Source organism: Belnapia sp. AC561 (genome assembly GCF_979252845.1).
This window is the reverse complement of the sequence record NZ_CEEDBP010000009.1, coordinates 24,900-48,463: the sequence shown is the minus strand read 5'-3', so window position 1 is coordinate 48,463 and position 23,564 is coordinate 24,900. Positions and strand designations below refer to the sequence as shown.

The window sequence follows — 23,564 nt, the reverse complement described above, 5'->3', positions numbered from 1 at the left end:
CCCTGCCGCCCCTATCCTGGCCCCCAGGGAAAAACGGGACCGATCCATGAACGACGCCGCCGATGCCACGCCCCCCGAAGCGACCGGGCCGCTGAAGGGCCTGCGCGTGCTGGACCTGACGGCGGTGGTGCTCGGTCCCTTCTGCACCCAGATGCTGGGCGACTGGGGCGCCGAGGTCATCAAGATCGAGACGCCGACCGGCGACATTGTGCGCAACTCCGGCGTCTACCGGAACAAGGGTATGGCCTCGGTCTTCCTCGGCATCAACCGCAACAAGCGGGCCGTCGCCATCGACCTCAAATCGCCCGAGGGGGCGGAGGTGCTGCGGCGGCTGATCCCGACGGTCGACGTGCTGGTGACCAATATCCGCCCGGCCGGCATGGCCCGTCTCGGCTTCGGGCCGGAGCAATGCCGGGTGCTGAACCCGAAGCTGGTCTTCGCCGTCGCCACCGGCTTCGGCCAGGACGGCCCGCACCGCGCCCGGCCGGCCTTCGACGAGATCATCCAGGCCGCCTCCGGCTTCGCCGACATCGTCGGCGAGGCGCATGGCCAGCCGATGTTCGTGCCCAGCCTGGTCGCCGACAAGATCACCGGCATGGCGCTGCTCTCGGCGGTGCTGGCCGCGCTCTATCACCGGGAGAAGACCGGCGAGGGCCAGCTGGTCGAGGTGCCAATGCTGGAGACGCTGACCGCCTTCCTCAGCGTCGAGCATCTCGGCGGCATGGCCTTCGAGCCGCGCAACGGCGAGGCCGGCTACAAGCGCCTCAAGCACCGCAAGCCGGCGCCGACGCTCGATGGCTACATCACCCTGCTGCCCTATTCCTCGGCGAACTGGAAAGCCTTCTTCACCATGGCCGGGCGGCCCGACCTGGTGGAGACCCTCTCGGTCGAGGATCCGGTGAAGCGCAATGCCCAGATCGACAAGGTCTATGCGGCGATGGCGGAAATCTCCGCCGGGCGGACCACGGCGGAATGGCTGGAACTCTGCGAGCAGCACGACATCCCGGCGACCGGCTTCTCCCGGATCGAGGATGTGACCGAGCATCCGCACCTGAAGGCGGTGGAGATGTTCGGGCTGCATGACCACCCGACCGAAGGCCGCATCCGCATGGCCAAGCCGCCGACCCGCTTCGCCCAGACCCCGGCGAATATCCGCAGCATGGCCCCGCGCCTGGGCGAGCATACCGAGGCGATCCTGGGCGAGCTCGGCTTCTCCGCCGCGGCGATCGCCGACATGCGGCTGCGGAAGGTGATCCGCCAGGCCTGAGGTTCCAGGCCCGCGGTCAGGGTACCGCCAGGAAGGCAAGCCCGGCCGCCGGGATGCTGCCCCCGGTGGCCCGGGCCAGCGCCGCCGCGGGGTCCGGGCAGACCGAATGCGCCACATGGGGCGCAAGGTGGTCCAGGTAGCGGGCGGTGAAGACCATCCCGCTGTCATGGCTTATCAGCACGCTGCGGGTCTGCTGCCGCTGCGCGGCCTGGCCATGCCGCAGGGCCATGATCTCGTTCATGCCTTCCACCCCAAGATGCCCGGTGTGCTGCCGCAGGTCGCAGATGCAGTGGAAACCGGTAAGGCCGGGATGGTCGCGGAACGCGCCGCGCAGCATGTCCAGCACCATGGCGGTCCGGACCTCGCCCCGGAACCGGGTGATGCTCAGCCGGTGCTCCGGCAAAACCAGCAGATCGACCCGGCCCAGGTCAGGATGGTGCATACCGAGGAGCTTTCGATATCGTTATCACATATGCGTGATTACGCTATCCTAGGATTGCCCATGTAGCGAGGCAGGGAACGCAACCAAGCATGAAAATAACACGACAGTCCGGATTATGGGACGTTTTCTGGATCAATCCTTCGCAGCCGTTGCAGCGATGATGCCGCCCCCGGCGACCAGGACGGTGGCGGCCAGGATCTGCCACGTCAGCATCCCCTCCCCCAGCGCGACCAGCAGCAGCGTGGAGGCGACCGGGGTCGCATAGCCGAGCGTCCCCAGCAGCCGCGGGTCGCCCCGCTTCATCCCGATGTCCCAGAGAAAGAATGCCGCCCCCATCGGCCCCAGCCCCAGCAGCAGGACCGCCAGCCATTGCCCCGGGGTGGGCAGCAACCTGGGCTCCACCAGGAGATGCGCCGCCAGCGCCAGCACGGCGGCGACCAGGCAGAAGCCGGCCACCGCCTCCGTGGGCACGGCGGCGAAGCGCGCCGAGAGGACGGAATAGAGCGCCCAGGTCACGGCCGCGGCGAGGGCGCAGGCGAAGCCGGCGAAAGCCTCCGCCGGGAAGCGGGCGCCGCCCGACAGCAAAAGCACCGCCCCGGCCGCGCCGAGCCCGACCCCGAGCAGCCGCTGCGGCCCCAGGCGCAGCCCGCGCAGCGGCGCCGCCAGCAGCACGATCAGCAGCGGCCAGGTATAGTTGAGGAGATTGGCCTCGACCGGCGGCGCCAGCGCCAGGGCGGCGAAGTACAGCACATGGTAGCCGGCCAGGCCGCCGGCGCCATGCACCCAGGCCAGCGGCGGCTGGCGCAGCGCGGCCAGCCGGCCCCGGGCAGCCACCACGGCCAGGCCGAGCACGCCACCCGCGGCGAAGCCCAGGCCGGTCAGCAGCAGCGGCGGCATGGGCTGCGCCAGCCGGGCCAGGGGCGCGAGGAAGGCCCAGAGCGCCAGAGCGGCGATCCCCGCCAGCGTGGACCCGCCGGCGCTTGCCATCCGGCCGCTGCCGGCGTTGTTGGGTGACGACACGTGAAGGGATTCTCCGGCAGCGGCGCACCATATGCCGGGCCGGAGCGGATGCGGAGACGACACATGGGATTCTGGGCGCGTACCTTCATCACGGCCTTCGCCCTTTGGGCGGCGACTCAGGTGGTGCCCGGCATCCATGTCGGCGGGCTGATCGGGCTGCTGCTGGCGGCCCTGGTCTTCGGCCTGGTGAATGCGGTGGTCCGGCCGGTGCTGGTGCTGCTCTCCCTGCCGCTGACCATCGTGACGCTCGGCCTGTTCCTGCTGGTGGTGAATGCGGCGATGCTCGGGCTGACCGCGCTGCTGCTGCCCGGCTTCCAGGTGGATGGCTTCGGCCCGGCGCTGCTCGGCGCCATCGTCGTCTCGCTGGTGAGCTGGGCGGCGGGCCGGGTCTTCTCCGGGCCCTGAGCCGCCAGGGGTGATGGACAGCCGGGCGGGGGCAGGCCAAATGAGCCCATGCGCCGATCGAACCAGCCCAATGCCGCCCCTCCCTCCCGCCGGCCGCCGATGCCGGAACAGCGCGGCGGCGCCGGCGGGGTCTGGCTGCACGGGCTACATGCCGTGGCTGCCGCCCTCGCCAACCCCGCCCGCCGGCTGAAGCGCCTGCTGGTCACGGAGGAGGCGGAGGCGACGCTGGCTGCCCGCCTGCCCCGCACCGATGGCGTCCCCAGCTGGCGCATCGCCCCGGAACGCGCCGACCGGCAGCGCTTCGGCACTTTCCTGCCGGAGGATTCCGTCCACCAGGGCGCCGCCCTGCTGGTCGAGCCGCTGCCCAACCTGACCCTCGACCGCGCCATCGAGACCGGCGAGGGCCCCGTGCTGGTGCTCGACCAGGTGACGGACCCGCGGAACATCGGCGCCATCCTGCGCTCGGCCGCCGCCTTCGGCGCCTCCGCCCTGGTGATGCAGGACCGCCATGCACCGCCGGAGACGGGCTCGCTCGCCCGCGCCGCCTCGGGCGCGCTCGAAGTCGTGCCGGTGGTGCGGGTGGTAAACCTCTCCCGCGCGCTCGATGAGCTGAAGAAGGCCGGGCTCTGGGTGGTCGGCCTCGACGGTGCCGCGCCGGTCACCCTGGCGCAGACCCAATCGGGGCTCGGCGGCCGCCGGGTGGCGCTGGTGCTGGGCGCCGAGGGCGACGGCATGCGCCGGCTGACGCGGGAGAATTGCGACGAGCTCTCACGCTTGCCGATCGCCCCGGAAATGGAGAGCCTCAACGTCTCGGCCGCCGCCGCCGTGGCGCTGTACGAGCTGGTCCGGGAGGAACACCGATGAGTGCCGCCGTAGACGCCATCCTCGCCGCCCGCCGGGCCAAGGGGATCCTTGCCCCGCTCGGCGGCGACGCGCCGCAGGATTTCGCCACCGGCTATGCGGTGCAGCGGGAGGTCGCCGAGGCACTCGGCGCGGTGCCGCCGGCCGGCTTCAAGATCGGCGCCACGACCAAGCAGATGCAGGACTACCTGGGCCTCGCCGGGCCGGCGGGCGGCTTCGTACCGCAGTCCTCGGTGAATGCCAGCGGGACCGTCTTCCGCCGAGCGGATTTCCTGAACCCCGGCGTCGAATGCGAGATCGGCGTCCGGCTCGGCCGCGACCTGCCCTTCGGCCCCTGCACCCGGGACCAGGCGGCGGCGGCCGTCGCCGAGGTCTTCCCGGCGATCGAGATCGTCGAGAAGCGCTACGGCGACCTCGCCACGCTCGGCACCCCGACCTTGATCGCCGACCAGGTCTTCCATGCCTCCGGCGTGCTGGGCACGCCGGTCGCCGATTGGCGCGCCATCGACCTCGGCGCCGTGCGGGGCGAGTTCCGCATCGGCGGCAAGGTGGTGGGGTCCGGCCATGGGCGGGACCTGCTGGGACATCCGCTGGAGGCGCTGGCCTGGCTCGCCGGCTCCGGCGCGGCGGAGGTCTTCGGCGGGCTGCAGGCGGGTCAGGTGGTCTGGCTCGGATCGGTCACGCCGCCGATCTGGCTGGACGGCGTGCTGGAAGGGCCGGGCACGGTCGAGGCGGATTTCGGCCTGCTGGGCATGGCGACGCTGCGCTTCGAATAACCCGACGATCGCAAGCCGTCGTTAACCCCGATGATGCAGGATGGCTTCGCCGCCATACGGGCGGATGACATTCTCCGCCAGAATGGCGCCAGGGATGGAAACCCCATGCCACCTGCCGACTGGAACCTGCTGACCGACGATCTGCAATTGGCGCTGTCCCGCGAGGCGCTGCGCCGTGCCGCGGAAACGCTGGCGGAACACGCCCGTTTGCTGGCGCTGGAGATGGAGCATGGCACGCTGAACGACCGTGGCGGCCCTGACGCGCTCAGGCTTTTCGCCGCGGTGGTGATGGCGACCAACCAGGATGCCTTCGGGCCGATCGGGCATGCCTGAGCGCCGATGATGATCCACCCCCGGGTGCCGCTCCTGCGCCCCGAATGCTCCGGTCAGCACACCATCTGACCGGAGCCGCCTTCATTCGGCTTCGTCTCGACCGAGGCCGCCCAGGCGCCGTATGGCGCGGTGCTGGCTACGTCCGGCGCCGTGGACGTCGCCGCGACGCGGAACCGGCTGGGATAGGGCGCCGCTACCCCGCCCGTACCAGCACATGCCGCTTGCGGCCGAGCGACAGCTTCGCCGCCCCGTCCCGCAGGTCGGCCGTGGTCACCTCCAGGGCCGGGTCGCTGACCGCGGCATCGTTCAGCCGGATGCCGGATTGCGCCACCAGCCGCCGCGCCTCGCCCTTGCTCTTCACGAAATCGGCCGCGAGCAGCAGGTCCAGCAGCCCGGCCGGCAGGGTGGCGGTGATGCTGGGCAGGGTCGCCGCGGCCTCGCCCTGCTCGAAGGCCAGCCGCGCCGTCTCCGCCGCCTGCTCGGCCGCGGCCCGGCCATGCAGCAGGGCGCAGGCCTCGGTCGCCAGGACCTTCTTGGCCTCGTTCACCTCGGCCCCGCCGAGGGCGCCCAGACGGCGCACCTCGTCCATCGGCAGCTCGGTGAACAGCGCCAGGAAGCGGCCGACATCCGCATCCTCGGTATTCCGCCAGAACTGCCAATAGTCGTAGGGCGAGAGCTTGTCGGCGCTCAGCCAGATCGCCCCGGCCGCGGTCTTGCCCATCTTCGCGCCGGAGGCGCTGGTGATCAGCGGGGTGGTGATGCCGAAGGCCTCGGCGCCATCCATCCGGCGGCAGAGCTCCACCCCCATGACGATGTTGCCCCACTGGTCGGACCCGCCCATCTGCAGCGTGATCCCATGGCGCCGGCGCAGCTCGGAGAAGTCGTAGCTCTGCAGCAGCATGTAGTTGAATTCGAGGAAGCTGAGATTCTGCTCCCGGTCCAGCCGCAGCCGCACGCTGTCCATGGTCAGCATGCGGTTGACGCTGAAATGCCGGCCGACGTCGCGCAGGAAGGGGATGTAGCGCAGCTCGTCCAGCCATTCGGCATTGTCGAGCATGATGGCATCGGCCGGGCCTTCGCCGAATTGCAGGAAGGCGTCGAAGACCTTCCGGATGCCGGCCTTGTTCCGCTCGATCGCCGCATCGTCCAGCAACGGCCGCGCCTCGTCCCGGAAGGAGGGATCGCCCACCTTGGTGGTCCCGCCGCCCATCAGCACCACCGGGCGGTGGCCGCACCGCTGCATCAGCCGCAGCAACATGATCTGCAGCAGGCTGCCGACATGCAGGCTGTCCGCCGTGCAGTCGAAGCCGATATAGCCCGAGACCACGCCCGCCCCCAGCCGGGCATCCAGCGCCGCGGCATCGGTGACCTGGTGGATATAGCCGCGCTCCTGCGCCTGCCGCAGGAAGTCGCTGGTCGGGCCGCTCATGCTGGAGTCCTCGGGATGACGGTTTTGGGTTGGCACGGGGCCGTCCCCGTAGCACACGGCATGGATGCTTAGAACCATCGGGCGGCACGCCCGTGCTTAGAACCATCGGGCTCATGAGTGGCACGTCCCTCGATGGCGTGGATGCCGCCTGGGTGGAGACGGATGGGGAGGCGATCGGCCGGATCGGCCCCACCCTCACCCTGCCCTACGATCCCGCCCTGCGGCGCGACCTGCGGCGGCTGCTGGACCTGGCGCCGACCCTCGCCTCGCCGGAGGACCCCTTCCTGGCCGATTGCGTCCGCCGGCTGACCGAGCGCCATGCCGAGGCCGTGGCGCGGCTGCGCGAGCAGAGCTTGGCGCAACTGGGCGAGGATGCCGAGCTGGTCGGCTTCCACGGCCAGACCATCCTGCACCGCCCGGCCCCCAGCCGGCCCGTCCCGGGTGAGGCCGTGGCGCCCGGCTTCACCTGGCAGGTCGGCGATGCCCGGCTGCTGGCGCGGATGACCGGGCTGTCCGTCGCCTATGACTTCCGCAGCGCCGATGTCGCCGCCGGCGGCCAGGGCGCGCCACTGGTCCCGGTGGTGCATGCCGCCATGGCCGCGACCCTGCCCAAGCCGCTGGCGGTGCTGAACCTCGGCGGCGTCGGCAACGTCACCTTCATCGGCCGCGACGGCGCGCTGGTCGCCTTCGATACCGGCCCCGCCAATGGCCCGCTCGACGACTGGGCGCGTAAATCGACCGGCCGCGACTACGACAAGGACGGCCTCCTGGCCCTGGCCGGGCAGGCCGACGGCGCCGTGCTCGGCCGCCTCATGGCGCATCCCTACCTCGCCGCGACGCCGCCCAAGTCGCTGGACCGGTTGGACTTCGACCGGGCCCTGCACGAGTCCGGGGCCGGCGAGCTCTCGCCCCAGGATGGCGCCGCGACGCTCGCCACCTTCTGTGCCGTCTGCGTCGCCGCCGCGGCACGGCACTTCCCCGAGCCGCCGCTGCAATGGCTGGTCGGCGGCGGCGGCCGGCGCAACCCGGCCATCATGCGGGCCCTGGCCGGGGTGCTGGACCAGCCGGTCCGGCCGGTGGAAGTCGCCGGCTGGAACGGCGATGCGCTGGAGGCCCAGGCCTTCGGCGTGCTCGCCGCCCGCGTCACCCGCGGCCTGCCGCTGACCTTCCCCGGCACCACCGGCGTGGCGCAGCCGCTGACCGGTGGCCGGGTGATGGGCGCGCCGCGCTAGGCCTCAGGCGAGCTCGAACATCCCCTCGACCTCGACCGCCGCATCCCCGGGCAGGGAGGGCACGCCGATGGTGGTGCGGGCATGCCGCCCCGCATCGCCGAAGATCTCGACCGCGAGATCCGAGGCGCCATTCATCACCACCGCATGCTGGGTGAACTCCGCCGGCGCCGCGATGAAGCCGCCGAGCCGGACGATCCGCACCACCTTGTCGAGGTCCCCGGCCGCCGCCTTGAGCTGCGCCACCAGGTTGATGAAGCAGAGCCGCGCCGCGGCCACGCCCTCGGCCAGCGGCACGCCGGCGCCGAGCTTGCCGGTATAGGCGATCTTGCCATCCTTCAGCGGGATCTGGCCGGAGATCACCACCAGCTTCCCGGCGATGTTGTAGGGGATGTAATTCGCAATCGGCGCCGCCGGGGTCGGCAGGGTGATGCCCAATTCCTGCAGCCGCGCCTCGATCCTGCCCGTCATGCTGCCTCTCTCCTGTGATGCGGCTCGAGCATAGACCGGGGCGGGGCGGAGACGAAGCGGCGGACTGGCAGGCGGCAGGACCGCCCTGCCCGGACGGCGATTCGCCGGGCGACCGCCGCAACCCCGGCGTGGAAACCTGCTTACGGTCACAGGAACATGCAGTCCGGCCCCACCGTTCCGCAACAGTAAGGGACCAAAGGCATGGCTGGACCACAGGGAGACCTGGACCCGAACAGGGACCGGCCGCCCCTGCCGAAAGCGAGGTTTCGCCACCACCTCTTCCGCCTGGTCCTCGTCACCACCCTGCCTCTGGCCATCCTGGCCCTCGTGCTCGTGATCTGGAATGCCCGGGAGCGGCGCGAGGACGTGCTGCGCGGCCTCGACGCGACCAATTCGGCCCTGCAGATGGCCGTGGACCGGGAATTGCGGGTGACGGCCGCGACCCTCGAGATCCTGGGCACCAGCCAGCTGGTCGATGCGGCGCTCGGGCCGGAACCGGCGGCGGCTTCCGCGATCGCCGCGCTGCATCGCCAGGCCCTGGCGATCATCGCCCGCCGGCCCGCCGCGCTCTTCAACATCAGCCTCTCCACGGCCGAGGCGCCGCGGCAGCTGCTGAATACGCTGGTCCCCCCGGGGACGCCGCTGCCGGCGCTCGGCCCGCTCCGCTATCCGGCCGGCCGGTCAGGGTCGCAGCCCGGGACAAGGGAGATCTGGACGGAGATGGTCGCCACCCGGCAGCTCCGCATCTCCGACCTGCTCTGGGGGCCGGTGGCGAAAGGCTGGCTCATCGGCCTGTCACTGCCGGTGCTGCGCGGCGACCGGGTTATCGGGGTGCTGACCGCGAATATCCTGCCCGCCAGCATCGGCACCATCCTGCGCGAGCTTCAGCCGGGCAGCGACCAGGTCATCGCGGTGGTGGACCGGACCGGCATCATCCTGGCGCGCTCCCGCGACGAGCATGTCTTCGTCTCGGCGCCCGCCTCGCCGCAGGTACGGGCCTTCCAGGAAGGCACGGCGGGATCCGGGCGGGTCGAGGCGATCTCCCGCGACGGCGTGCCGGTCTATGGCACGCTGCGCCGCCTCGCCTCGGTGCCCTGGAGCGTCGTCTATACGGCGCCGAGATCCGAGGTGGATGCACCCCTCTACCAGACTCTCTGGATCGCCGGCACCATCGCGCTCTCGGCCATCCTGGCCGCCATCGGCGGTGCGCTGTGGTTCGGCGGGCGGATGGGCCGGGAGATCGAGTCGCTCGGCGCCGATGCCCAGGCCATCGCGCTGACGATATCGCCGCCACCACGGCGTCCCGCCGATGCGGTCCGCGAGGTCGCCCAGGTCCGCGATGCCCTGCATCGCTCCGCGCAGGCGCTTCAGGCGCGGACGGCCGCACAGAAGGCCGCGGAGGAGCACAGGCTCATCCTGATGCGGGAGATCGACCACCGCGCCAAGAATGCCCTGGCCGTCGTCCTGTCCGTGGTGCGGCTGGCGCCGCGGGGCAGCTCGCCGGCGCATTTCGCCGCCACGATCGAGGGGCGGATCTCCGCCATGGCCCGGGCGCATTCCCTCCTCGCCGCGACCGCCTGGCGCGGTGGCATGCTGGAGACCCTGGCGAAGGACGAGCTGGCCCCCCATGCCGGGCAGGCCCGCATCAGCGGCCCGGCCGTGCAACTGGCGGCCGAGGCGGTGCAACCCCTGGCAATGGTGCTGCATGAGCTGACGGCCAATGCCACGCAGCATGGCGCCCTGCCGGCCCCCAGCGGCCAAGTGGACCTCGATTCGGACATGCTGGCGCAGAACGGCCTCAGCCTGCGCTGGCGGGAGACCGGCGGGCCGCCCCTGCTCGGGCCGCCACCGCCTCCGGGCTTCGGTACCCGCCTGATGCGCCAGATCATGCAGCGCCAGCTCAAGGGCGAGATCGGCACCGAATGGGCACCGGCCGGCCTGAAGGTGACGATGACGGTGCCGCGGCAGATGCTTGCCGCCGTCGCGCAGTCGCCGCCCGGCCCGGATGCCGCGGCGCCGCCGGCGCCGCAGAGCATCCCCGCCGGCAATTTCACCCTGCCCCCGCGCGTGCTCGTGGTGGAGGACGAGGCGCTGCTGGCGCTGGAGATGGAATCCATGCTGCTACGGCTCGGCTACCAGGTCCTGGGCCCGGCGCTGGACCTGCAGGAGGCGCTGGCGCTGGCGAAGGCGTCCCCGCCTCCGGATGCCGCGGTCCTGGACGTGAACCTCGGCCGGGGCGAATGGATCTTCCCGGTCATCGACCTGCTGGAAACCCGTGGCGTGCCCTATGTGCTGGCAACCGGCTATGGCGACATATGGGCGGTGGAAGGCAAGGATGCCAAGCCGGTGGCCGTCCTCCGCAAGCCCTACGACCCGGCGCTGCTGGCCGAGGCCCTGGCGAGGGCCTTCCAGACCGTCTGAGGGCCTGGCCGCCCCCGGGCCGGCGTCAGCCCACCACCCTGAGCCCCCGCCGCCGCCCACGCGGGCTGGCGGCCGAGGGCAGGTCCAAGGGCAGCAGCGGCGAGATCAGCGCCGCCGCATGGCTTCCGGTATCCGAGACGCAATCCTCCTCGCTCGGCTGCGGCAGGTCACGCCGCCCGAGATAGTCCAGCGCCAGCCGGCGGAAGGCCCAGTCCAGGATGCTGGTCGCCCGCGGGATGGCGGGATCGCCCTCCACCACCCCGGCCGGGCCGAAGCGGGTATAGGCGAAGGCCTCCACGTATTCCGCCAGCGGCACCTCCCGCTGCAGGCCGAGCGAGACCGCCTGGGCGAAGCCATCCATCAGGCTGCGGAAGGCGGGGCCTTCCTTCGACAGGCCGAAGGCGATCTCGAGCAGCCTGCCCTGCGCATCCTCGGCGGTGCGCAGCGCCACGCGATGCCCGCCCACCGTCACATGCAGGGTGCTGCCGGCATGGCGCCGCAGCATCGGCGCCGGCCGCGCCACCGGCTGGGCCGGGGCCGGCAGGGCCACCGGGGCCGGCGGTGCCGCGTGCAGGAAGGCGACCACCGCCTCCCGCATCGCTGCCCGTGCCGCCTCGGAGGCCGGGGCCAGCAGCGTGCCGGCGCGGGCGGCATGGTCGCGGGCAATCGCCAGGGCGGCGCGCGTCGGCACCTCCGCCACCTCGCCCGTCGCCGTCAGCACGGCGCGGGTGGAGCCGGCGGCCGGGGCCAGGCCACCGGTCTCGACGCCCAGCAACGCCTCCACCGCATCCGGCATCGCCAGGGCCAGCAGCGCCTGGTGCCGCAGCCCGGGCGACTGCGCCGCGGCATCGAGCGCCGCCCGCGCCGCCGCCGCCAGCCCCGGCACCGGGGTCGCCGCCGGCGGGGCCGGCCAGAGCAGCGCCACCGGCTCCCGCGCGCCCAGCCGGGCGGCGATGCGGCCGGATTCCGCCTCCGCCGCGCCACGGGTCAGGGCGGCGATGGCCGCCGCCGTCGCCCGTCCCTCGGCGCTGTCATAGGCCAGGCCGAGCCCGGCCAGCAGCCCGGCGAGATCGGCGAAGCCCAGCCGCAGCCGGCTGGCCTTGGCGCCGCCCAGGCAATCCAGCGCCCGCACCGCCAGGGCGCAGGCCTCCGTGTAGCCCTCGCTATCGAAGCCGCCATCGGGCTCGAGGAAGGCCGGCAGGTTCAGCACGAAGCGCGGCTCGGTCCGGCCCGGCTTGACCTCGTTCCGCCAGACCTCGAGGCCCGGCGCGCCACGGCGGGTCAGCAGCAGGGCGCGCAGGCCCTCGGCCAGCCGCGCGGCGCCCGCCTCGTCGAGGATCGCGGCCTTCAGCCCAGCCTTTGCGATGCGGCCGATCCAGGCCTCCGCCACGCGCGGCAACAGGGCGGGCCTCTGCCCCGGCGCCAGGGCGGCGAGTGCCGCGGCGGCCTCGGCCATTCCCCCCGGCCCCCAGCCCTGAGGCCCCCAGCCCTGAGGTAGGGCGACCGGACGGGGCATTGCATCGGGGTCCGCCCCCGCGCTCATCCGGCGCAGTGCCACCCCATCCCAAAGCGAGCCAGTGATACGTGCCATGCCCTGAAGATAGGGTGCCCGACCGGGGTCGGGAAGCCGTATTTGGTGGCAAGCGTACCGAATCGACGCAACATCCTGTGGATAGCCGGTCGTCGCCGCTCCCTTTGCGCCGCAGCATCCGTTGTGCGATTGTCCGGCCCGCAAACCCCTGGCCTTGCGGCGCCCCCTGGAGTAGTCCCGGCCCCATGTCCTTCCTGCTTCGCCTCACCTCCTCGCTCACCGGCCGCAAGGTCGGCACCGACCGCTTCGGCACCGTCTATTACGAGAGCCGCGCGAAGCAGGCGATCTACAACCGCACCCGCCGCTGGGCGATCTTCCCCGGCCGGGACCCGAGCGTGGTCCCGCCGGAATGGCATGCCTGGCTGCACCACACGGTGGCCGAGCCGCTGTCCGAGACCAAGCGCTACCCCTGGCAGCAGGAACACCGGCCGAACCTGACCGGCACCGCCCATGCCTATCGCCCGGCGGGGCACGACTACGTCGGGGGCACGCGGCGGGTCACCGGCGGTGACTACGAAGCCTGGACCCCTGGCTCCTAGCCGGTGAAAGGACGCAGCCTCGCCGAGGTCGCCACCGGCGGCATCGTGCTCATCGTCGCCGCCGTATTCCTGGGCTATGCCGTGCTGCATAGCGGCCGCGGCGCCTCCAATACCGACGGCCTGCAGCTGACCGCCCAATTCGACAAGATCGACGGGCTCTCGAACGGCGCCGATGTCCGCATCGCCGGCGTCAAGGTCGGCAGCGTGACCGATAGCCGGATCGATCCCACCAGCTTCGGCGCAGTCCTGACGCTGCGGGTGGACCGCAGCCTGAAGCTGCCCAGCGATACCTCGGCCGAGATCACCTCCGAAGGCCTGCTCGGCGGCAAGTATGTCTCCCTGGTGCCCGGCGGCAGCGAACGCTTCCTCGCCGACAACGGCCGCATCACCGAGACCCAGGGTTCCGTCAGCCTTGAATCGCTGCTCGGCCGCTTCATCTTCTCGGTCACGCAGATGAACAGCTCCCAGCCCAATGCCGGCGGCGAGGCCGCGCCCTCCGCTCCCGCACCGGCTCCCGCCCCGCCGGCCCGATGACTGCCCTGCCCGAGCACTGGCCCGGCGCCGATGGCACCCCGGTGTCCTGCCGGGAGAAGCTGAAGGTGCTGGCCGAGAACCATGCCGAGCTGGCCCAGATGATGCGCGACGCCTTCGAGGATGCCGTCCTCATGGGCGTCGACGAAGCCGCCATGCGCCGCATCCTCGGCGAGCTGGTCGCCGGCCTGCCCAGCCCGAAGCGCGCCCGGACATGAGGCTCTGCCTCGCTGCGCTGCTGCTGGTCCCGGTGATCGCCCAGGCTCAGTCCCAGGCCCAGGCCCAGGCTCAAACCCAGGGCAGCGGCGACTGGGTGCCGAAGCCCATGGCCGAGCTGCAATTGCTCGACAAGGTCACCGCACGGATCTCGACTTTGCGTGCCCCGGTCGGCCAGGCGACCCGGGTCGGGACGCTGACTATCCGCGTCACCGCCTGCAATGCGCGGCCGCCGGATGAGGTGCCGGATGCCAGCGCCTTCATCGAGGTCAGCGACGGCCGCCGTGCCAATGGCTTCCAGGACGTCTTCCGTGGCTGGATGTTCGCCAATGCCCCCGGCGTGAACATGCTGGAGCATCCGGTCTATGACCTGCGGGTGATCGACTGCAAGTGACGCCGGCCCGCTCGGACCATTTCGACGGTCGGGTCTTCCACAATGTCCACGACCGAACCGACAAGACGCTGGCCGATGTCCTGGCCTGGCGGCGCCAGTCGCACCGCATCCCCTGGCCCCGCTGGATCGAGGACCCGCCGCAGCCGCCGCCCGCACGGGTGGCTGCAGGCCGCATCGCCGTCACCTTCATCGGCCATGCCAGTTTCCTGCTGCAGATCGGCGGCCGCTGCCTGCTACTGGACCCGGTCTGGTCGCCCCGCGCCAGCCCGCTGAGCTTCGCCGGCCCGAAGCGGGTCCGCGCCCCCGGCCAGCCGCTGGAGGCGCTGCCCGGCGTGGACCTGCTGCTGGTCAGCCACAACCACTACGACCACCTGGACCTGGCGACCCTGCGCGCGGTGCGCCGCCGCTGGTCGCCGCCCGCGGTCACCGGCCTCGGCAATGCCCGCCACCTGGCCAAGGCCGGCTTCCGGGCCGTGCCGGAGCTGGACTGGTGGCAATCGACCGAGGCCGCCGGGCTGCGCATCACCTATGTCCCGGCCCAGCATTTCTCCGCCCGCACCCCCTTCGACCGCAACCACAGCCTCTGGGGCGGCTTCGTCATCCAGGCCGGGGAGGCCACCGTCTATTTCGCCGCCGATAGCGGCTGGTGCCCGCATTTCGCCGAGATCGCCCGCGCCTTCCCCCGCATCGACCTCGCCCTCCTGCCGATTGGTGCCTATGAGCCACGCTGGTTCATGCGCACCCAGCACATGGACCCGGGCGAGGCGGTCCGCGCCCACCAGATCCTCGGCGCCCGGCGCAGCATCGGCATGCACTTCGGCACCTTCGCCGGCCTGACCGACGAGGCGATCGACGGCCCGGAGACCTGGCTGGCCGAGGCCCGCGCCGAAGCCGGGCTGGCGACGGAGGATTTCGCCACCCTGCCCTTCGGCGCCACGCTGGAACTGCCGGCCGGCTGACCGCCGCCGGCTTGGCATGCTGGCCGGCTTTGTGACAAACCGGTGACATCGAGTCTCCCGGCCCGTTCCAAGGACTTTCCCGATGTTCGCCTGGTTCCGCCGCCTGATGCCGCGCGAGGACGCCTTCTTCGAGCTCTTCGCCCGCCATGCCGATACCATCCTGCTGGGCGCCAAGGAATTGCAGGCGATGCTGGCCGGCGGCACCACCGTCCAGCACCATTACACCGCGGTGCTGGCCGCCGAGGATGCCGCCGATGCCATCACCCGGGAGGTGGTGCAGGCGGTGCGCCGCACCTTCGTCACCCCCTTCGACCGCAGCGACATCCAGACCCTGATCGGCCGAATGGACGATACGCTCGACCAGATGAAGAAGACCGCCAAGGCCATGGCGCTCTATGGCCTGACCGACTTCGGCGAGGATGCCCGCAGCCTCGGCGACGCCGTCGTCCGCAGCGCCGAGCTGCTGCGCGAGGCGGTGCCCCTGCTGGCGCGCATCAGCCCCAATGCCACCCAGATCAACCTGCTCTGCGAGCAGATCCGCCAGGTCGAGGGCGAGGCCGACGACGTGCACGACGCCGGCGTCGCCACCCTGTTCCGCCAGGCCGATCCCGGCGCGGCGCTCGCCTTCATCGCCGCGCGGGAGATCCTCGACCAGCTCGAGAAGGTGGTGGACCGCTTCGACGATGCCGCCAATGCCATCGAGGGCATCGTGGTCGAGCACGTCTAGTGGACGCCGCCGCCCTCTCGATGCCGCTGCTGGTCGGCCTGATCGCCGTGGCGCTCGCCTTCGACTTCCTGAACGGGCTGCATGACGCGGCCAATTCCATCGCCACCATCGTCTCGACCCGGGTGCTGAAGCCGCAGTACGCCGTCGCCTGGGCGGCCTTCTTCAACTTCATCGCCTTCCTGTTCTTCGGCCTGCACGTGGCCCAGACCATCGGCACCGGCATCGTCGCGGCGCAGGTGGTGGACGCGCAGGTGATCTTCGGCGCGCTGATGGGCGCCATCGCCTGGAACCTCATCACCTGGGGCCTCGGCATCCCCTCCTCCTCCTCCCATGCGCTGGTCGGCGGCATCCTCGGCGCCGGCGTCGCCAAGGCGGGGGTCGGCGCCATCGTCTGGTCGGGGCTGGGCAAGACGCTGGCGGCCATCGTGCTCTCGCCGCTGGTCGGGCTGCTGCTGGCGCTGGTCCTGGTGCTGATCGTCTCCTGGGCCTGCGCCCATACCACCCCCTTCAAGGTGGACACCCGCTTCCGCACGCTGCAGTTCATCTCGGCCTCGGCCTATTCCCTCGGCCATGGCGGCAACGACGCGCAGAAGACCATGGGGATCATCGCCGTGCTGCTCTATTCCCAAGGGCTGCTGCAGGGTGAGTTCCACGTGCCCTACTGGGTCGTGCTGTCCTGCCAGGCGGCGATGGCCTGCGGCACCCTGTTCGGCGGCTGGCGCATCGTCCGCACCATGGGCTCGCGCATCACCCGGCTGACCCCGGTGCAGGGCTTCTGCGCCGAGACGGGCGGTGCGCTGACCCTGTTCCTGGCGACTTGGCTCGGCATCCCGGTCTCGACGACGCATACCATCACCGGCGCCATCGTCGGCGTCGGCGCGGCACGGCGCACCACGGCGGTGCGCTGGGGCGTCGCCGGCAATATCGTCATCGCCTGGGTGGTGACCCTGCCGGCCGCGGCGGTGATCGCCGCGCTCACCTACTGGCTGGCGGGCGCGCTGGGCTAGTCCCGCGCCAGCTCCGCCAGCACCTGGGCCAGCACCCGCGTCCCCTTGGCCAGCTGCTCCGGGGAGGAATACTCCGCCGGATTGTGGCTGATGCCCTTGTGGCTGGGGATGAAGATCATCCCGCTCGGGCATAGCGGCACCATGAATTGCGCATCGTGGAAGGCACCGGAGGGCATCCGCACCGCGCCCAGCCCCTGGGATGCCGCCGCCCGTTCCACCACGCCGGTCACGGCGGGATGGAATTCCACCGGCAGCGCATGGAAGCGCTCCGTCACCACCACCGCGCAATGCTTGACCGCGCCGCGGATGGTCGCCTCGATCGCATCGCCGCGGCCGAGCAGCACCGCCGCCTCGGGATGGCGGAAGTCGATGGTGAAGCGCACCCGCTCCGCCACGCTGTTCGAGGAATTCGGCTCCACCTCGATCTTCGCCACGGTGAAGCGGACCACGTCGTCCGGGTCCGCCATCAGCGCATTCAGCGCGGTGATGGCGCGGACCATGTCCTGCACCGCATCGCGCCGCATCGAGACCGGCGCCGTCCCGGCATGGGCGCTGGCGCCGAGCAGCTCCACCAGGAACCAGCGGCTGCCCTGGATGCCGGTGACGATGCCGATGTCGAGCCCGGCCGCCTCGAGCTGCGGCCCCTGCTCGATGTGCGCCTCGACATAGGCATGCGGCGCACCGCCCAGTGCCCGGCGCGGCAGGTCCGCCTCCGCCGCCAGATGTTCCCGCAGGGCCTCGCCGAAGGTCGTGCCCTGGCTGTCGGTCACCGCATCCCAGGTCTCCGGCGCGCTATGCCCGGAATAGGCCATGCTGCCCATGCAGCCCGGGGCGAAGCGGCCGCCTTCCTCGTTGGTCCAGGCGACCACCTCGATCGGCCGCTGGGTCTCGACGCCCGCCTCGCGCAGCGCCTGCACCGCCTCCAGCGCCGCGACCACGCCCCAGATGCCATCGAAGCGGCCGCCCGCCGGCTGGCTGTCCATGTGGCTGCCGGCCAGCACCGGGGCCAGGCCGGGCACCCTGCCCTCGGCCCGCAGGAACAGGTTGCCGAGCGCATCGACGGAGGGCGAGAGGCCGATCGCCTCGCCCCAGCCGATCAGCAGCCGCCGCGCCTCCCGGTCCAGCGGCGTCAGGCAGGCGCGGTTCACCCCCTCCGCCCCATCCACCCCGCGGAAGGCGCCGAGCTTCGCCATCTCCATCAGCCGGTCCCACTGCCGGGCCTCGCTGACGGCGGCAACGGCATTCGGGGCGATCGTCGTCTCGGTCATGCCGCGGGGCTCACTTTCACTGCTGCCAGGGCTAAACCGCGCCTTGCCGCCCGGCGTCAAGCGGCCCCACCCTGGCGGTCGTTCCACCTGCATCGAAAGGCCGGCGATGGCGCAGCACGACAGTTACCTCAGCACCCATATGCTCAATACCGCCGAGGGCCGCCCCGCCGAAGGCGTCGGCATCGAGTTGTGGCGGCTGGAGCCGGAGCCGGTGCTGCTCTGCCGGACCGTCACCACGGCGGATGGCCGCAACCAGGCCATCCTGCTGCCGGAGGCCGCTCTGGTCCCCGGCCTGCATGAGCTGCGCTTCGCCGTTGGCGCCTATTTCCACGGCCGCGGCCTGACCCCGGCCGAGGGCTACCTCGAGGTGGTCCCGGTCCGCATCCGCCTCGGCGCCGGCCAGGGCCATTACCACGTGCCGCTGCTCTGCTCGCCCTTCAGCTATACAACCTACCGGGGGTCCTGAGCGTTTCCCGCCCGTCACAGGCGGGAGGCACAGGAATGGACCAGCCGGATTTCCTCACCGCGGTCGGCCAGGGCGATGCGCCCGCGGTCGCCGCCATGCTTGCGGCCGATCCGTCCCTGGCCGCCCCGCGCTCCGGCCAGGTGGCCGACCCGGTGGCGCTCGCCGCCCGCCACGGCCATCTCGCGGTGCTGCGCCTGCTGCTCGAACGCGGCGCCATGGAGGCGGCGGAGGGCGACCCGCGCGAGGCACCCACGGCGCTGATGGCGGCCGCCAGCGCCGGGCAACAGGATGCGGTGGCGCTGCTGCTGGAACATGGCGCCGACCCGGCGCTGCGCGACCCCGCCGGCCGCACCGCCGCGGATCTGGCGACGGAAGCCGGCCATGCCGACCTCGCCCGCCGGCTCTCGACCGACGCCGAGGCGGAACGAATGGTCTGGTAAGGCAACGCCACCAGGGCCGGCGCGTATGGGCCGCGACAAAAGGAGGCCCTGATGGCGCGTGTTCTGGTGCTGTATTATTCGATGTACGGCCATGTCGAGACGATGGCCGGCGCCGTCGCCGAAGGGGCCCGCGCCGCCGGCGCCACCGTCACGGTGAAGCGCGTGGCGGAACTGGCCCCGCGAGAGGTGCTGGAGAAGGCCCATGCCAAGCTGGACCAGGCCGCGCCCGAGGCCAGCCCGCAGGAGCTGGACCAATACGATGCCATCATCATCGGCTGCCCGACCCGCTACGGGCGGATGGCGGCACAGATGGCGCAGTTCTGGGACCAGACCGGCGGCCTCTGGGCCCGTGGCGCGCTGGTCGGCAAGGTCGGCAGCGCCTTCTCCTCCACCGCCAGCCAGCATGGCGGGCAGGAGACGACCCTGATGGCCATGCATACCATGATGTTCCACCACGGCATGGTGCAGGTCGGCCTGCCCTATAGCGCCGCCGGCCTGACCCGGATCGACGAGGTGAGCGGCGGCACCCCCTATGGCGCCACCACCATCGCCGGCGGCAAGGGCGAGCGCCAGCCCAGCGAGAACGAGCTGGAGATGGCCCGCTTCCAGGGCAAGCACGTGGCGGAGATCACGGCGAAGCTCTTCGGCTGAGACCTCCGCCGCGGCGGATCAGGCGGCGCGGACCCGGCCGAGGAACTCGCCCATCTCATGCCGCAGGGTCGCGGCCTGGGTGGCGAGGGTGGAGGAGGTCGATTGGACCTGCCCCGCTGCTCCGCCGGTCTCCGCCGCCGCCGCCGTCACCCCATCGATCGCCCCGGCGATCTCGTTGGTGCCGACCGCCGCGCGCTGGACGTTCTGGGCGATATCGCGGGTCGCCGCCCCCTGCTGCTCCACCGCGGCGGCGATGGCCGCGGTGACCTCGTTGATGCCGGTGATGCTCTCGCGGATGGCGCCGATATCGGCCGCGGCCTCCCGGGTCGCGGCCTGCATCGCCTGGATCTGGGTGGCGATGCTGCCCGTGGCCTGGGCAGTCTGGTTGGCCAGGGCCTTCACCTCGCTCGCCACCACCGCGAAGCCCTTGCCGGCCTCGCCGGCCCGCGCCGCCTCGATCGTGGCGTTCAGCGCCAGCAGGTTGGTCTGCCCGGCGATATCGCCGATCAGCCGCGTCACCTCGCCGATCTTGGCGGCCGCCTCGGTCAGGTTGGCCACGGTCGCATTGGTGCGGTTCGCCTGCTCCACGGCCCCGGCGGCCATCCGGGCGCTATCGGCCACCTGGCGGCTGATCTCGGCGACGGAGGCGGCCAGTTCCTCGGTCGCGGCGGCCACCGTATTGACGTTGCCGCTGGCTTCCGCGGTCGCGGTGCTGACGACGCCGGCGCGGCTGCTGGTGGCATCGGCGATGCCGACCATGGAGGTCGCCGCCGCATTCAGCTCGGATGCGGCCGAGGCGATGCCATCGATCACCCCGCCCACCGTCTGCTGCAGGTTGCCGGCCAGCCCGACCAGGGCGGCTTTGCGATCCACCTCGGCCTGGATCTTCATAGCCTCCTGCTCGAGCCGCAGCGCCTCGCCCGCCTGCAGGCTGGTGGCGAAGCCTTGCAGGGCGCGGGCCATGGCGCCGATCTCGTCACCCCGTTCGGTCTCGCCGACCTCGGTCGTCAGATCGCCGTCGGCCAGGCGCCGCATGCTGCCCTGCAGCCGGCCGAGGGGCCTGACGGTGGTCGAGAGAGTCAGCCAGATGCCCAGCACCAGGCTCAGCGCCACGCCGAGGCCCAGCATCAGAATCGACGTCAGCGCCGCCACGTCGGTCTCCGCCGAGAGGGCCTGGGACCGCCGGGCCGCCGCCGCCTCCAGGGTTTCGGTCAGGATCTGGTTCTTCGCCCGCAGGTCGTTGACCTGCCGGTAGAAGCTCGTCGTGAGCAGGGTCCGGGCTGCGTCGAGCTGGCCGGATTGCTGCAGGCGCAACCCGTTCAGCGCCACCAGCCGCAGCGCCAGGAAATCCTTTTCCATGTCGGTCAGGATGACGTCGAGCGCGGTCCGGGCGACCACTGCGCGGATGGGACCGGTCCGGTTGGAGAATGCGGCGTCCATCGCGCTCACCTCGCGGATCGAGGCCGCCGTGCCTGCGGGATCGGCCACCGCGACGCTGCGCCAGACGGCGCGGGCCAGGTCGACGGCAAGGATGTTGAGCCGGGCCGCGAACAGCGCCGCCGTGCTTTCCCGGCCCAGCAGCTGGGAATACTTGGCATCCGTGACAATCAGGGTCCGGCTGACGAATCCCCCGGACCCGATCGCCACCACGGCGAGGATTGCCAGCGGGACCATGATCTTGACCGAAAGGCGCGTGTTCCTGAACAGGGACAGCATGATGCGGGGACGCTCCTGAAACCGGGGGCCGGGAATGGTGGGCAGGCCGGCTTTACCCCCCCCGGGTTTGCGATCGCGTTAACGGTAACGCGTATAGTGAAACGAATTTCCCGTCGGCCGTTCCCACCCCTGGTGCCCTCCCTGCAGGAAACCCGCTTGCAAATCCCGGCCGGAGGGGGCATTTCCCCCGCGATACCAGATTGAACCAGTCAGACCTCGGCGGGCGGTGCGGAAACCAATCCGCGGCCGGGCCCGCTTTTGCCTTTGGAGGCCCTACCGTGGCGCGCACCCCGCTCGACCGAATCCGCAATATCGGCATCACCGCGCATATCGACGCGGGCAAGACCACGACGACCGAGCGGATTCTCTACTACACCGGCAAGTCCCACCGCATCGGTGAGGTCCACGACGGCAACACCACCACCGACTACATGGACCAGGAGCGCGAGCGGGGGATCACCATCACCTCCGCGGCCGTGACCGCCGTGTGGAAGGACTACCGGATTAACGTCATCGACACCCCCGGCCACATCGATTTCAACATCGAGGTGAACCGCTCGCTGCGCGTGCTCGACGGCGCCGTCTTCATCATCGAGGGCGTGGCCGGCGTGCAGCCGCAGTCCGAGACCAACTGGCGCCTGGCGGACCGCTACAACGTCCCCCGGCTGATCTTCATCAACAAGCTCGACCGCACCGGCGCCGACTTCTACCGCGCCGCGGCGACCTTGACCGAGAAGCTCGGCATCACCTGGATCACCCTGCAGCTCCCGATCGGCATCGAGGACACCTTCAAGGGCGTCGTCGACCTGGTCGAGATGAAGGCGATCATCTGGGAGGGCGACGAGCTCGGCGCCGCCTACCACTACGAGGACATCCCCGAGGATCTGAAGGAGAAGGCGGCCGAGTACCGCCAGATCCTGCTCGATACAGCGCTGTCCGTCGACGACGCCGGCATGGAGGAGTATTTCGAGAAGGGCGACGTCTCGGTCGAGACCCTGAAGCGCGCCATCAAGCGCGGCACGATCGACGGCACCTTCCGCCCGGTCATGTGCGGCACCGCCTTCAAGAACAAGGGCGTGCAGCCCCTGCTCGACGGCGTGATCGACTACCTGCCGAGCCCGATCGACATCCCCGGCATCAAGGTCGCCGCCGAGGAAGGCGAGGACGAGAGCGTCGAGCGCCGCATCATCCCGGCCGACGAGAAGCTGCCCTTCGCCGGCCTGGCCTTCAAGATCATCAACGACAAGTACGGCAACCTGACCTTCGTCCGCGTCTATGCCGGCGTCCTCAAGCAGGGCGACATGGTCATGAACACGACCAAGGGCCACAAGGAACGCATCGGCCGGATGTTCCAGATGCACGCCGACAAGCGTGAGGAAATCAAGGAAGTCTTCGCCGGCGACATCGCCGCCTTCGTCGGGCTGAAGGACACCGGCACCGGCGATACGCTCGCCGACCAGGCGGATCCGGTGGTGCTCGAGCGCATGGCCTTCCCGATCCCGGTCATCGACATCTCCGTCGAGCCGAAGACCAAGGACGGCGTCGAGAAGATGACGCTCGGCCTGCAGAAGCTGGCCGGCGAGGATCCCTCGCTGCGCCTCAAGACCGACCAGGAGACCGGCCAGACCATCCTGTCCGGCATGGGCGAGTTGCACCTCGAGATCATCATCGACCGCCTGAAGCGCGAATACGGCGTGGACGCCCATATCGGCGCCCCGCAGGTCGCCTACCGGGAGACGATCTCGAAGCCGCATACCGAGACCTATACCCACAAGAAGCAGTCGGGCGGTTCGGGCCAGTACGCCGAGGTCAAGATCGTGTTCGAGCCGCGCGAGCGGAACGAGGGCATCGAGTTCGTCAACGGCACCACCGGTGGCTCGGTGCCGCGCGAATACATCCCGGCCGTGGAAAAGGGCATCAAGGTGCAGGCCGATACCGGCGTGCTCGCCGGCTTCCCGACCGTCGATTTCCGCTACACCCTGGTCGACGGCAAGTACCACGACGTCGATTCGTCGGCGCTGGCCTTCGAAATCGCCGCCAAGGCCTGCTTCCGCGAAGGCATGAAGAAGGCCGGTCCGGTCATCCTCGAGCCGATCATGGACGTGGAAGTGACCACCCCGCAGGATCACGTCGGCGACGTGGTGGGCGATCTCAACCGCCGCCGCGGCGTGATCCAGTCGCAGGACATGGCCGGCACCTCGGTCATCGTCCGGGCCCATGTCCCGCTGAAGGAGATGTTCGGCTACATCTCCAACCTGCGCGGCATGACCAAGGGGCGCGCCTCCTTCTCGATGCAGTTCCACCACTACGACCCGGTGCCGCGGAACATCGCGGACGAGATCATGGCGAAGTCCGCCTGATCCCGGCCTACCCAGGCTAAAAGGCGACGGCGCGCGGGTCCTCCC

25 protein-coding genes are annotated in these 23,564 nt (G+C 71.0%); 18 read left to right on the top strand and 7 right to left on the bottom strand.

Going from position 1 to position 23,564, the window contains the following annotated elements; translation table 11 throughout:
* Positions 1-46 precede the first annotated feature (46 nt).
* Positions 47-1,267, top strand: a complete 1,221-nt coding sequence (locus AC0IW9_RS09800) for a CaiB/BaiF CoA transferase family protein (protein WP_471648048.1) — start codon at positions 47-49, stop codon at positions 1,265-1,267.
* Positions 1,268-1,283: 16 nt separating this feature from the next.
* Here AC0IW9_RS09800 and AC0IW9_RS09795 read toward each other — a convergent pair whose 3' ends face one another.
* Positions 1,284-1,709 carry a hypothetical protein gene (locus AC0IW9_RS09795; RefSeq protein ID WP_471648047.1) on the bottom strand — a complete coding sequence of 142 codons (426 nt, stop codon included), beginning with the start codon at positions 1,707-1,709 and terminating at the stop codon, positions 1,284-1,286.
* Positions 1,710-1,841: 132 nt separating this feature from the next.
* Entirely contained in the window at positions 1,842-2,729 is an 888-nt protein-coding gene (gene yddG, locus AC0IW9_RS09790; protein WP_471648046.1) for an aromatic amino acid exporter YddG, read from the bottom strand.
* Positions 2,730-2,792: 63 nt separating this feature from the next.
* Here yddG and AC0IW9_RS09785 point away from each other — a divergent pair, with 63 nt between their 5' ends.
* From AC0IW9_RS09785 to AC0IW9_RS09770, 4 genes are all read left to right on the top strand, one after another.
* Positions 2,793-3,134 (top strand): phage holin family protein, encoded by a 342-nt coding sequence (locus AC0IW9_RS09785; protein ID WP_471648045.1) that lies wholly within the window; start codon positions 2,793-2,795, stop codon positions 3,132-3,134.
* 48 nt (positions 3,135-3,182) lie between these two features.
* Positions 3,183-3,998: a 23S rRNA (guanosine(2251)-2'-O)-methyltransferase RlmB gene (gene rlmB, locus AC0IW9_RS09780; RefSeq protein ID WP_471648044.1), complete on the top strand. Its 816-nt coding sequence runs from the start codon at positions 3,183-3,185 to the stop codon at positions 3,996-3,998.
* The gene (locus AC0IW9_RS09775) at positions 3,995-4,771 is read left to right on the top strand and encodes a 2-keto-4-pentenoate hydratase (RefSeq protein WP_471648043.1); all 777 of its coding nucleotides are present in this window, start codon (positions 3,995-3,997) and stop codon (positions 4,769-4,771) included. Before rlmB ends, AC0IW9_RS09775 begins: the two co-directional genes overlap by 4 nt.
* 105 nt (positions 4,772-4,876) lie before the next feature.
* The gene (locus AC0IW9_RS09770; RefSeq protein WP_471648042.1) at positions 4,877-5,104 is read left to right on the top strand and encodes a hypothetical protein; all 228 of its coding nucleotides are present in this window, start codon (positions 4,877-4,879) and stop codon (positions 5,102-5,104) included.
* A gap of 193 nt (positions 5,105-5,297) precedes the next feature.
* Here the strand turns inward: AC0IW9_RS09770 and tyrS are convergent, their stop codons facing one another.
* Complete coding sequence (gene tyrS / locus AC0IW9_RS09765; RefSeq protein WP_471648041.1) at positions 5,298-6,533, bottom strand: tyrosine--tRNA ligase; 1,236 nt, start codon at positions 6,531-6,533, stop codon at positions 5,298-5,300.
* Between the two features lie 92 nt (positions 6,534-6,625).
* Here tyrS and AC0IW9_RS09760 point away from each other — a divergent pair, with 92 nt between their 5' ends.
* On the top strand, positions 6,626-7,765 hold the full coding sequence (locus tag AC0IW9_RS09760; RefSeq protein WP_471648040.1) for an anhydro-N-acetylmuramic acid kinase: 1,140 nt from the start codon (positions 6,626-6,628) through the stop codon (positions 7,763-7,765).
* Positions 7,766-7,768: 3 nt separating this feature from the next.
* Here AC0IW9_RS09760 and AC0IW9_RS09755 read toward each other — a convergent pair whose 3' ends face one another.
* A complete protein-coding gene (locus tag AC0IW9_RS09755; protein WP_471648039.1) occupies positions 7,769-8,233 on the bottom strand; it encodes a RidA family protein in 465 nt (154 codons plus the stop codon).
* Positions 8,234-8,434: 201 nt separating this feature from the next.
* Between AC0IW9_RS09755 and AC0IW9_RS09750 the strand changes: the two genes are divergently transcribed.
* Complete coding sequence (locus AC0IW9_RS09750) at positions 8,435-10,654, top strand: HWE histidine kinase domain-containing protein (protein ID WP_471648038.1); 2,220 nt, start codon at positions 8,435-8,437, stop codon at positions 10,652-10,654.
* A gap of 25 nt (positions 10,655-10,679) precedes the next feature.
* On the opposite strand, the gene AC0IW9_RS09745 is transcribed toward AC0IW9_RS09750, so the two are convergent.
* Positions 10,680-12,110: a TSCPD domain-containing protein gene (locus AC0IW9_RS09745; protein WP_471648037.1), complete on the bottom strand. Its 1,431-nt coding sequence runs from the start codon at positions 12,108-12,110 to the stop codon at positions 10,680-10,682.
* A 320-nt stretch (positions 12,111-12,430) separates the two neighbouring features.
* Between AC0IW9_RS09745 and AC0IW9_RS09740 the strand changes: the two genes are divergently transcribed.
* The 7 genes from AC0IW9_RS09740 (at position 12,431) to AC0IW9_RS09710 (ending at position 16,618) form a co-directional block, all read left to right on the top strand.
* A complete protein-coding gene (locus tag AC0IW9_RS09740; RefSeq protein ID WP_471648036.1) occupies positions 12,431-12,784 on the top strand; it encodes an NADH-ubiquinone oxidoreductase subunit NDUFA12 family protein in 354 nt (117 codons plus the stop codon).
* A 3-nt stretch (positions 12,785-12,787) separates the two neighbouring features.
* Positions 12,788-13,318, top strand: a complete 531-nt coding sequence (gene mlaD / locus AC0IW9_RS09735) for an outer membrane lipid asymmetry maintenance protein MlaD (RefSeq protein ID WP_471648035.1) — start codon at positions 12,788-12,790, stop codon at positions 13,316-13,318.
* A complete protein-coding gene (locus AC0IW9_RS09730) occupies positions 13,315-13,533 on the top strand; it encodes a hypothetical protein (protein ID WP_471648034.1) in 219 nt (72 codons plus the stop codon). Before mlaD ends, AC0IW9_RS09730 begins: the two co-directional genes overlap by 4 nt.
* Complete coding sequence (locus AC0IW9_RS09725; RefSeq protein ID WP_471648033.1) at positions 13,530-13,925, top strand: DUF2155 domain-containing protein; 396 nt, start codon at positions 13,530-13,532, stop codon at positions 13,923-13,925. The genes AC0IW9_RS09730 and AC0IW9_RS09725 overlap by 4 nt, the downstream gene beginning before the upstream one ends.
* Complete coding sequence (locus tag AC0IW9_RS09720) at positions 13,922-14,884, top strand: MBL fold metallo-hydrolase (RefSeq protein ID WP_471648032.1); 963 nt, start codon at positions 13,922-13,924, stop codon at positions 14,882-14,884. Before AC0IW9_RS09725 ends, AC0IW9_RS09720 begins: the two co-directional genes overlap by 4 nt.
* Before the next feature lie 82 nt (positions 14,885-14,966).
* A complete protein-coding gene (locus AC0IW9_RS09715) occupies positions 14,967-15,611 on the top strand; it encodes a DUF47 domain-containing protein (protein ID WP_471648031.1) in 645 nt (214 codons plus the stop codon).
* Positions 15,611-16,618 carry an inorganic phosphate transporter gene (locus AC0IW9_RS09710; RefSeq protein ID WP_471648030.1) on the top strand — a complete coding sequence of 336 codons (1,008 nt, stop codon included), beginning with the start codon at positions 15,611-15,613 and terminating at the stop codon, positions 16,616-16,618. The genes AC0IW9_RS09715 and AC0IW9_RS09710 overlap by 1 nt, the downstream gene beginning before the upstream one ends.
* Here AC0IW9_RS09710 and AC0IW9_RS09705 read toward each other — a convergent pair.
* Positions 16,615-17,886, bottom strand: a complete 1,272-nt coding sequence (locus AC0IW9_RS09705; protein WP_471648029.1) for a M20 family metallo-hydrolase — start codon at positions 17,884-17,886, stop codon at positions 16,615-16,617. The genes AC0IW9_RS09710 and AC0IW9_RS09705 overlap by 4 nt on opposite strands.
* Before the next feature lie 106 nt (positions 17,887-17,992).
* On the opposite strand from AC0IW9_RS09705, the gene uraH reads away from it, so the two are divergent.
* The 3 genes from uraH to wrbA are packed head-to-tail and all read left to right on the top strand — an operon-like array spanning position 17,993 to position 19,443.
* Positions 17,993-18,352, top strand: a complete 360-nt coding sequence (gene uraH / locus AC0IW9_RS09700; RefSeq protein ID WP_471648028.1) for a hydroxyisourate hydrolase — start codon at positions 17,993-17,995, stop codon at positions 18,350-18,352.
* A gap of 35 nt (positions 18,353-18,387) precedes the next feature.
* Positions 18,388-18,792 carry an ankyrin repeat domain-containing protein gene (locus AC0IW9_RS09695; RefSeq protein ID WP_471648027.1) on the top strand — a complete coding sequence of 135 codons (405 nt, stop codon included), beginning with the start codon at positions 18,388-18,390 and terminating at the stop codon, positions 18,790-18,792.
* 51 nt (positions 18,793-18,843) lie between these two features.
* Entirely contained in the window at positions 18,844-19,443 is a 600-nt protein-coding gene (gene wrbA, locus AC0IW9_RS09690) for an NAD(P)H:quinone oxidoreductase (protein WP_471648026.1), read from the top strand.
* Positions 19,444-19,461: 18 nt separating this feature from the next.
* On the opposite strand, the gene AC0IW9_RS09685 is transcribed toward wrbA, so the two are convergent.
* On the bottom strand, positions 19,462-21,159 hold the full coding sequence (locus AC0IW9_RS09685) for a methyl-accepting chemotaxis protein (protein WP_471648025.1): 1,698 nt from the start codon (positions 21,157-21,159) through the stop codon (positions 19,462-19,464).
* Between the two features lie 278 nt (positions 21,160-21,437).
* Here AC0IW9_RS09685 and fusA point away from each other — a divergent pair, with 278 nt between their 5' ends.
* Positions 21,438-23,519, top strand: coding sequence for an elongation factor G (gene fusA, locus AC0IW9_RS09680; protein ID WP_471648024.1), 2,082 nt, complete (start codon positions 21,438-21,440; stop codon positions 23,517-23,519).
* The last annotated feature ends 45 nt before the right edge of the window (positions 23,520-23,564 follow it).

What these genes read in the sequence shown, in the direction of transcription:
- AC0IW9_RS09755 (WP_471648039.1), bottom strand. Translation starts at nt 8,233, where the DNA reads ATGACGGGCAGGATCGAGGCGCGGCTGCAGGAATTGGGCATCACCCTG.
- AC0IW9_RS09695 (WP_471648027.1), top strand. Translation starts at nt 18,388, where the DNA reads ATGGACCAGCCGGATTTCCTCACCGCGGTCGGCCAGGGCGATGCGCCC.
- AC0IW9_RS09785 (WP_471648045.1), top strand. Translation starts at nt 2,793, where the DNA reads ATGGGATTCTGGGCGCGTACCTTCATCACGGCCTTCGCCCTTTGGGCG.
- tyrS (WP_471648041.1), bottom strand. Translation starts at nt 6,533, where the DNA reads ATGAGCGGCCCGACCAGCGACTTCCTGCGGCAGGCGCAGGAGCGCGGC.
- rlmB (WP_471648044.1), top strand. Translation starts at nt 3,183, where the DNA reads ATGCGCCGATCGAACCAGCCCAATGCCGCCCCTCCCTCCCGCCGGCCG.
- AC0IW9_RS09800 (WP_471648048.1), top strand. Translation starts at nt 47, where the DNA reads ATGAACGACGCCGCCGATGCCACGCCCCCCGAAGCGACCGGGCCGCTG.
- AC0IW9_RS09770 (WP_471648042.1), top strand. Translation starts at nt 4,877, where the DNA reads ATGCCACCTGCCGACTGGAACCTGCTGACCGACGATCTGCAATTGGCG.
- wrbA (WP_471648026.1), top strand. Translation starts at nt 18,844, where the DNA reads ATGGCGCGTGTTCTGGTGCTGTATTATTCGATGTACGGCCATGTCGAG.
- uraH (WP_471648028.1), top strand. Translation starts at nt 17,993, where the DNA reads ATGGCGCAGCACGACAGTTACCTCAGCACCCATATGCTCAATACCGCC.
- AC0IW9_RS09740 (WP_471648036.1), top strand. Translation starts at nt 12,431, where the DNA reads ATGTCCTTCCTGCTTCGCCTCACCTCCTCGCTCACCGGCCGCAAGGTC.
- AC0IW9_RS09730 (WP_471648034.1), top strand. Translation starts at nt 13,315, where the DNA reads ATGACTGCCCTGCCCGAGCACTGGCCCGGCGCCGATGGCACCCCGGTG.
- AC0IW9_RS09775 (WP_471648043.1), top strand. Translation starts at nt 3,995, where the DNA reads ATGAGTGCCGCCGTAGACGCCATCCTCGCCGCCCGCCGGGCCAAGGGG.
- AC0IW9_RS09795 (WP_471648047.1), bottom strand. Translation starts at nt 1,709, where the DNA reads ATGCACCATCCTGACCTGGGCCGGGTCGATCTGCTGGTTTTGCCGGAG.
- AC0IW9_RS09705 (WP_471648029.1), bottom strand. Translation starts at nt 17,886, where the DNA reads ATGACCGAGACGACGATCGCCCCGAATGCCGTTGCCGCCGTCAGCGAG.
- AC0IW9_RS09715 (WP_471648031.1), top strand. Translation starts at nt 14,967, where the DNA reads ATGTTCGCCTGGTTCCGCCGCCTGATGCCGCGCGAGGACGCCTTCTTC.
- AC0IW9_RS09685 (WP_471648025.1), bottom strand. Translation starts at nt 21,159, where the DNA reads ATGCTGTCCCTGTTCAGGAACACGCGCCTTTCGGTCAAGATCATGGTC.
- AC0IW9_RS09745 (WP_471648037.1), bottom strand. Translation starts at nt 12,110, where the DNA reads ATGGCCGAGGCCGCCGCGGCACTCGCCGCCCTGGCGCCGGGGCAGAGG.
- AC0IW9_RS09725 (WP_471648033.1), top strand. Translation starts at nt 13,530, where the DNA reads ATGAGGCTCTGCCTCGCTGCGCTGCTGCTGGTCCCGGTGATCGCCCAG.
- AC0IW9_RS09750 (WP_471648038.1), top strand. Translation starts at nt 8,435, where the DNA reads ATGGCTGGACCACAGGGAGACCTGGACCCGAACAGGGACCGGCCGCCC.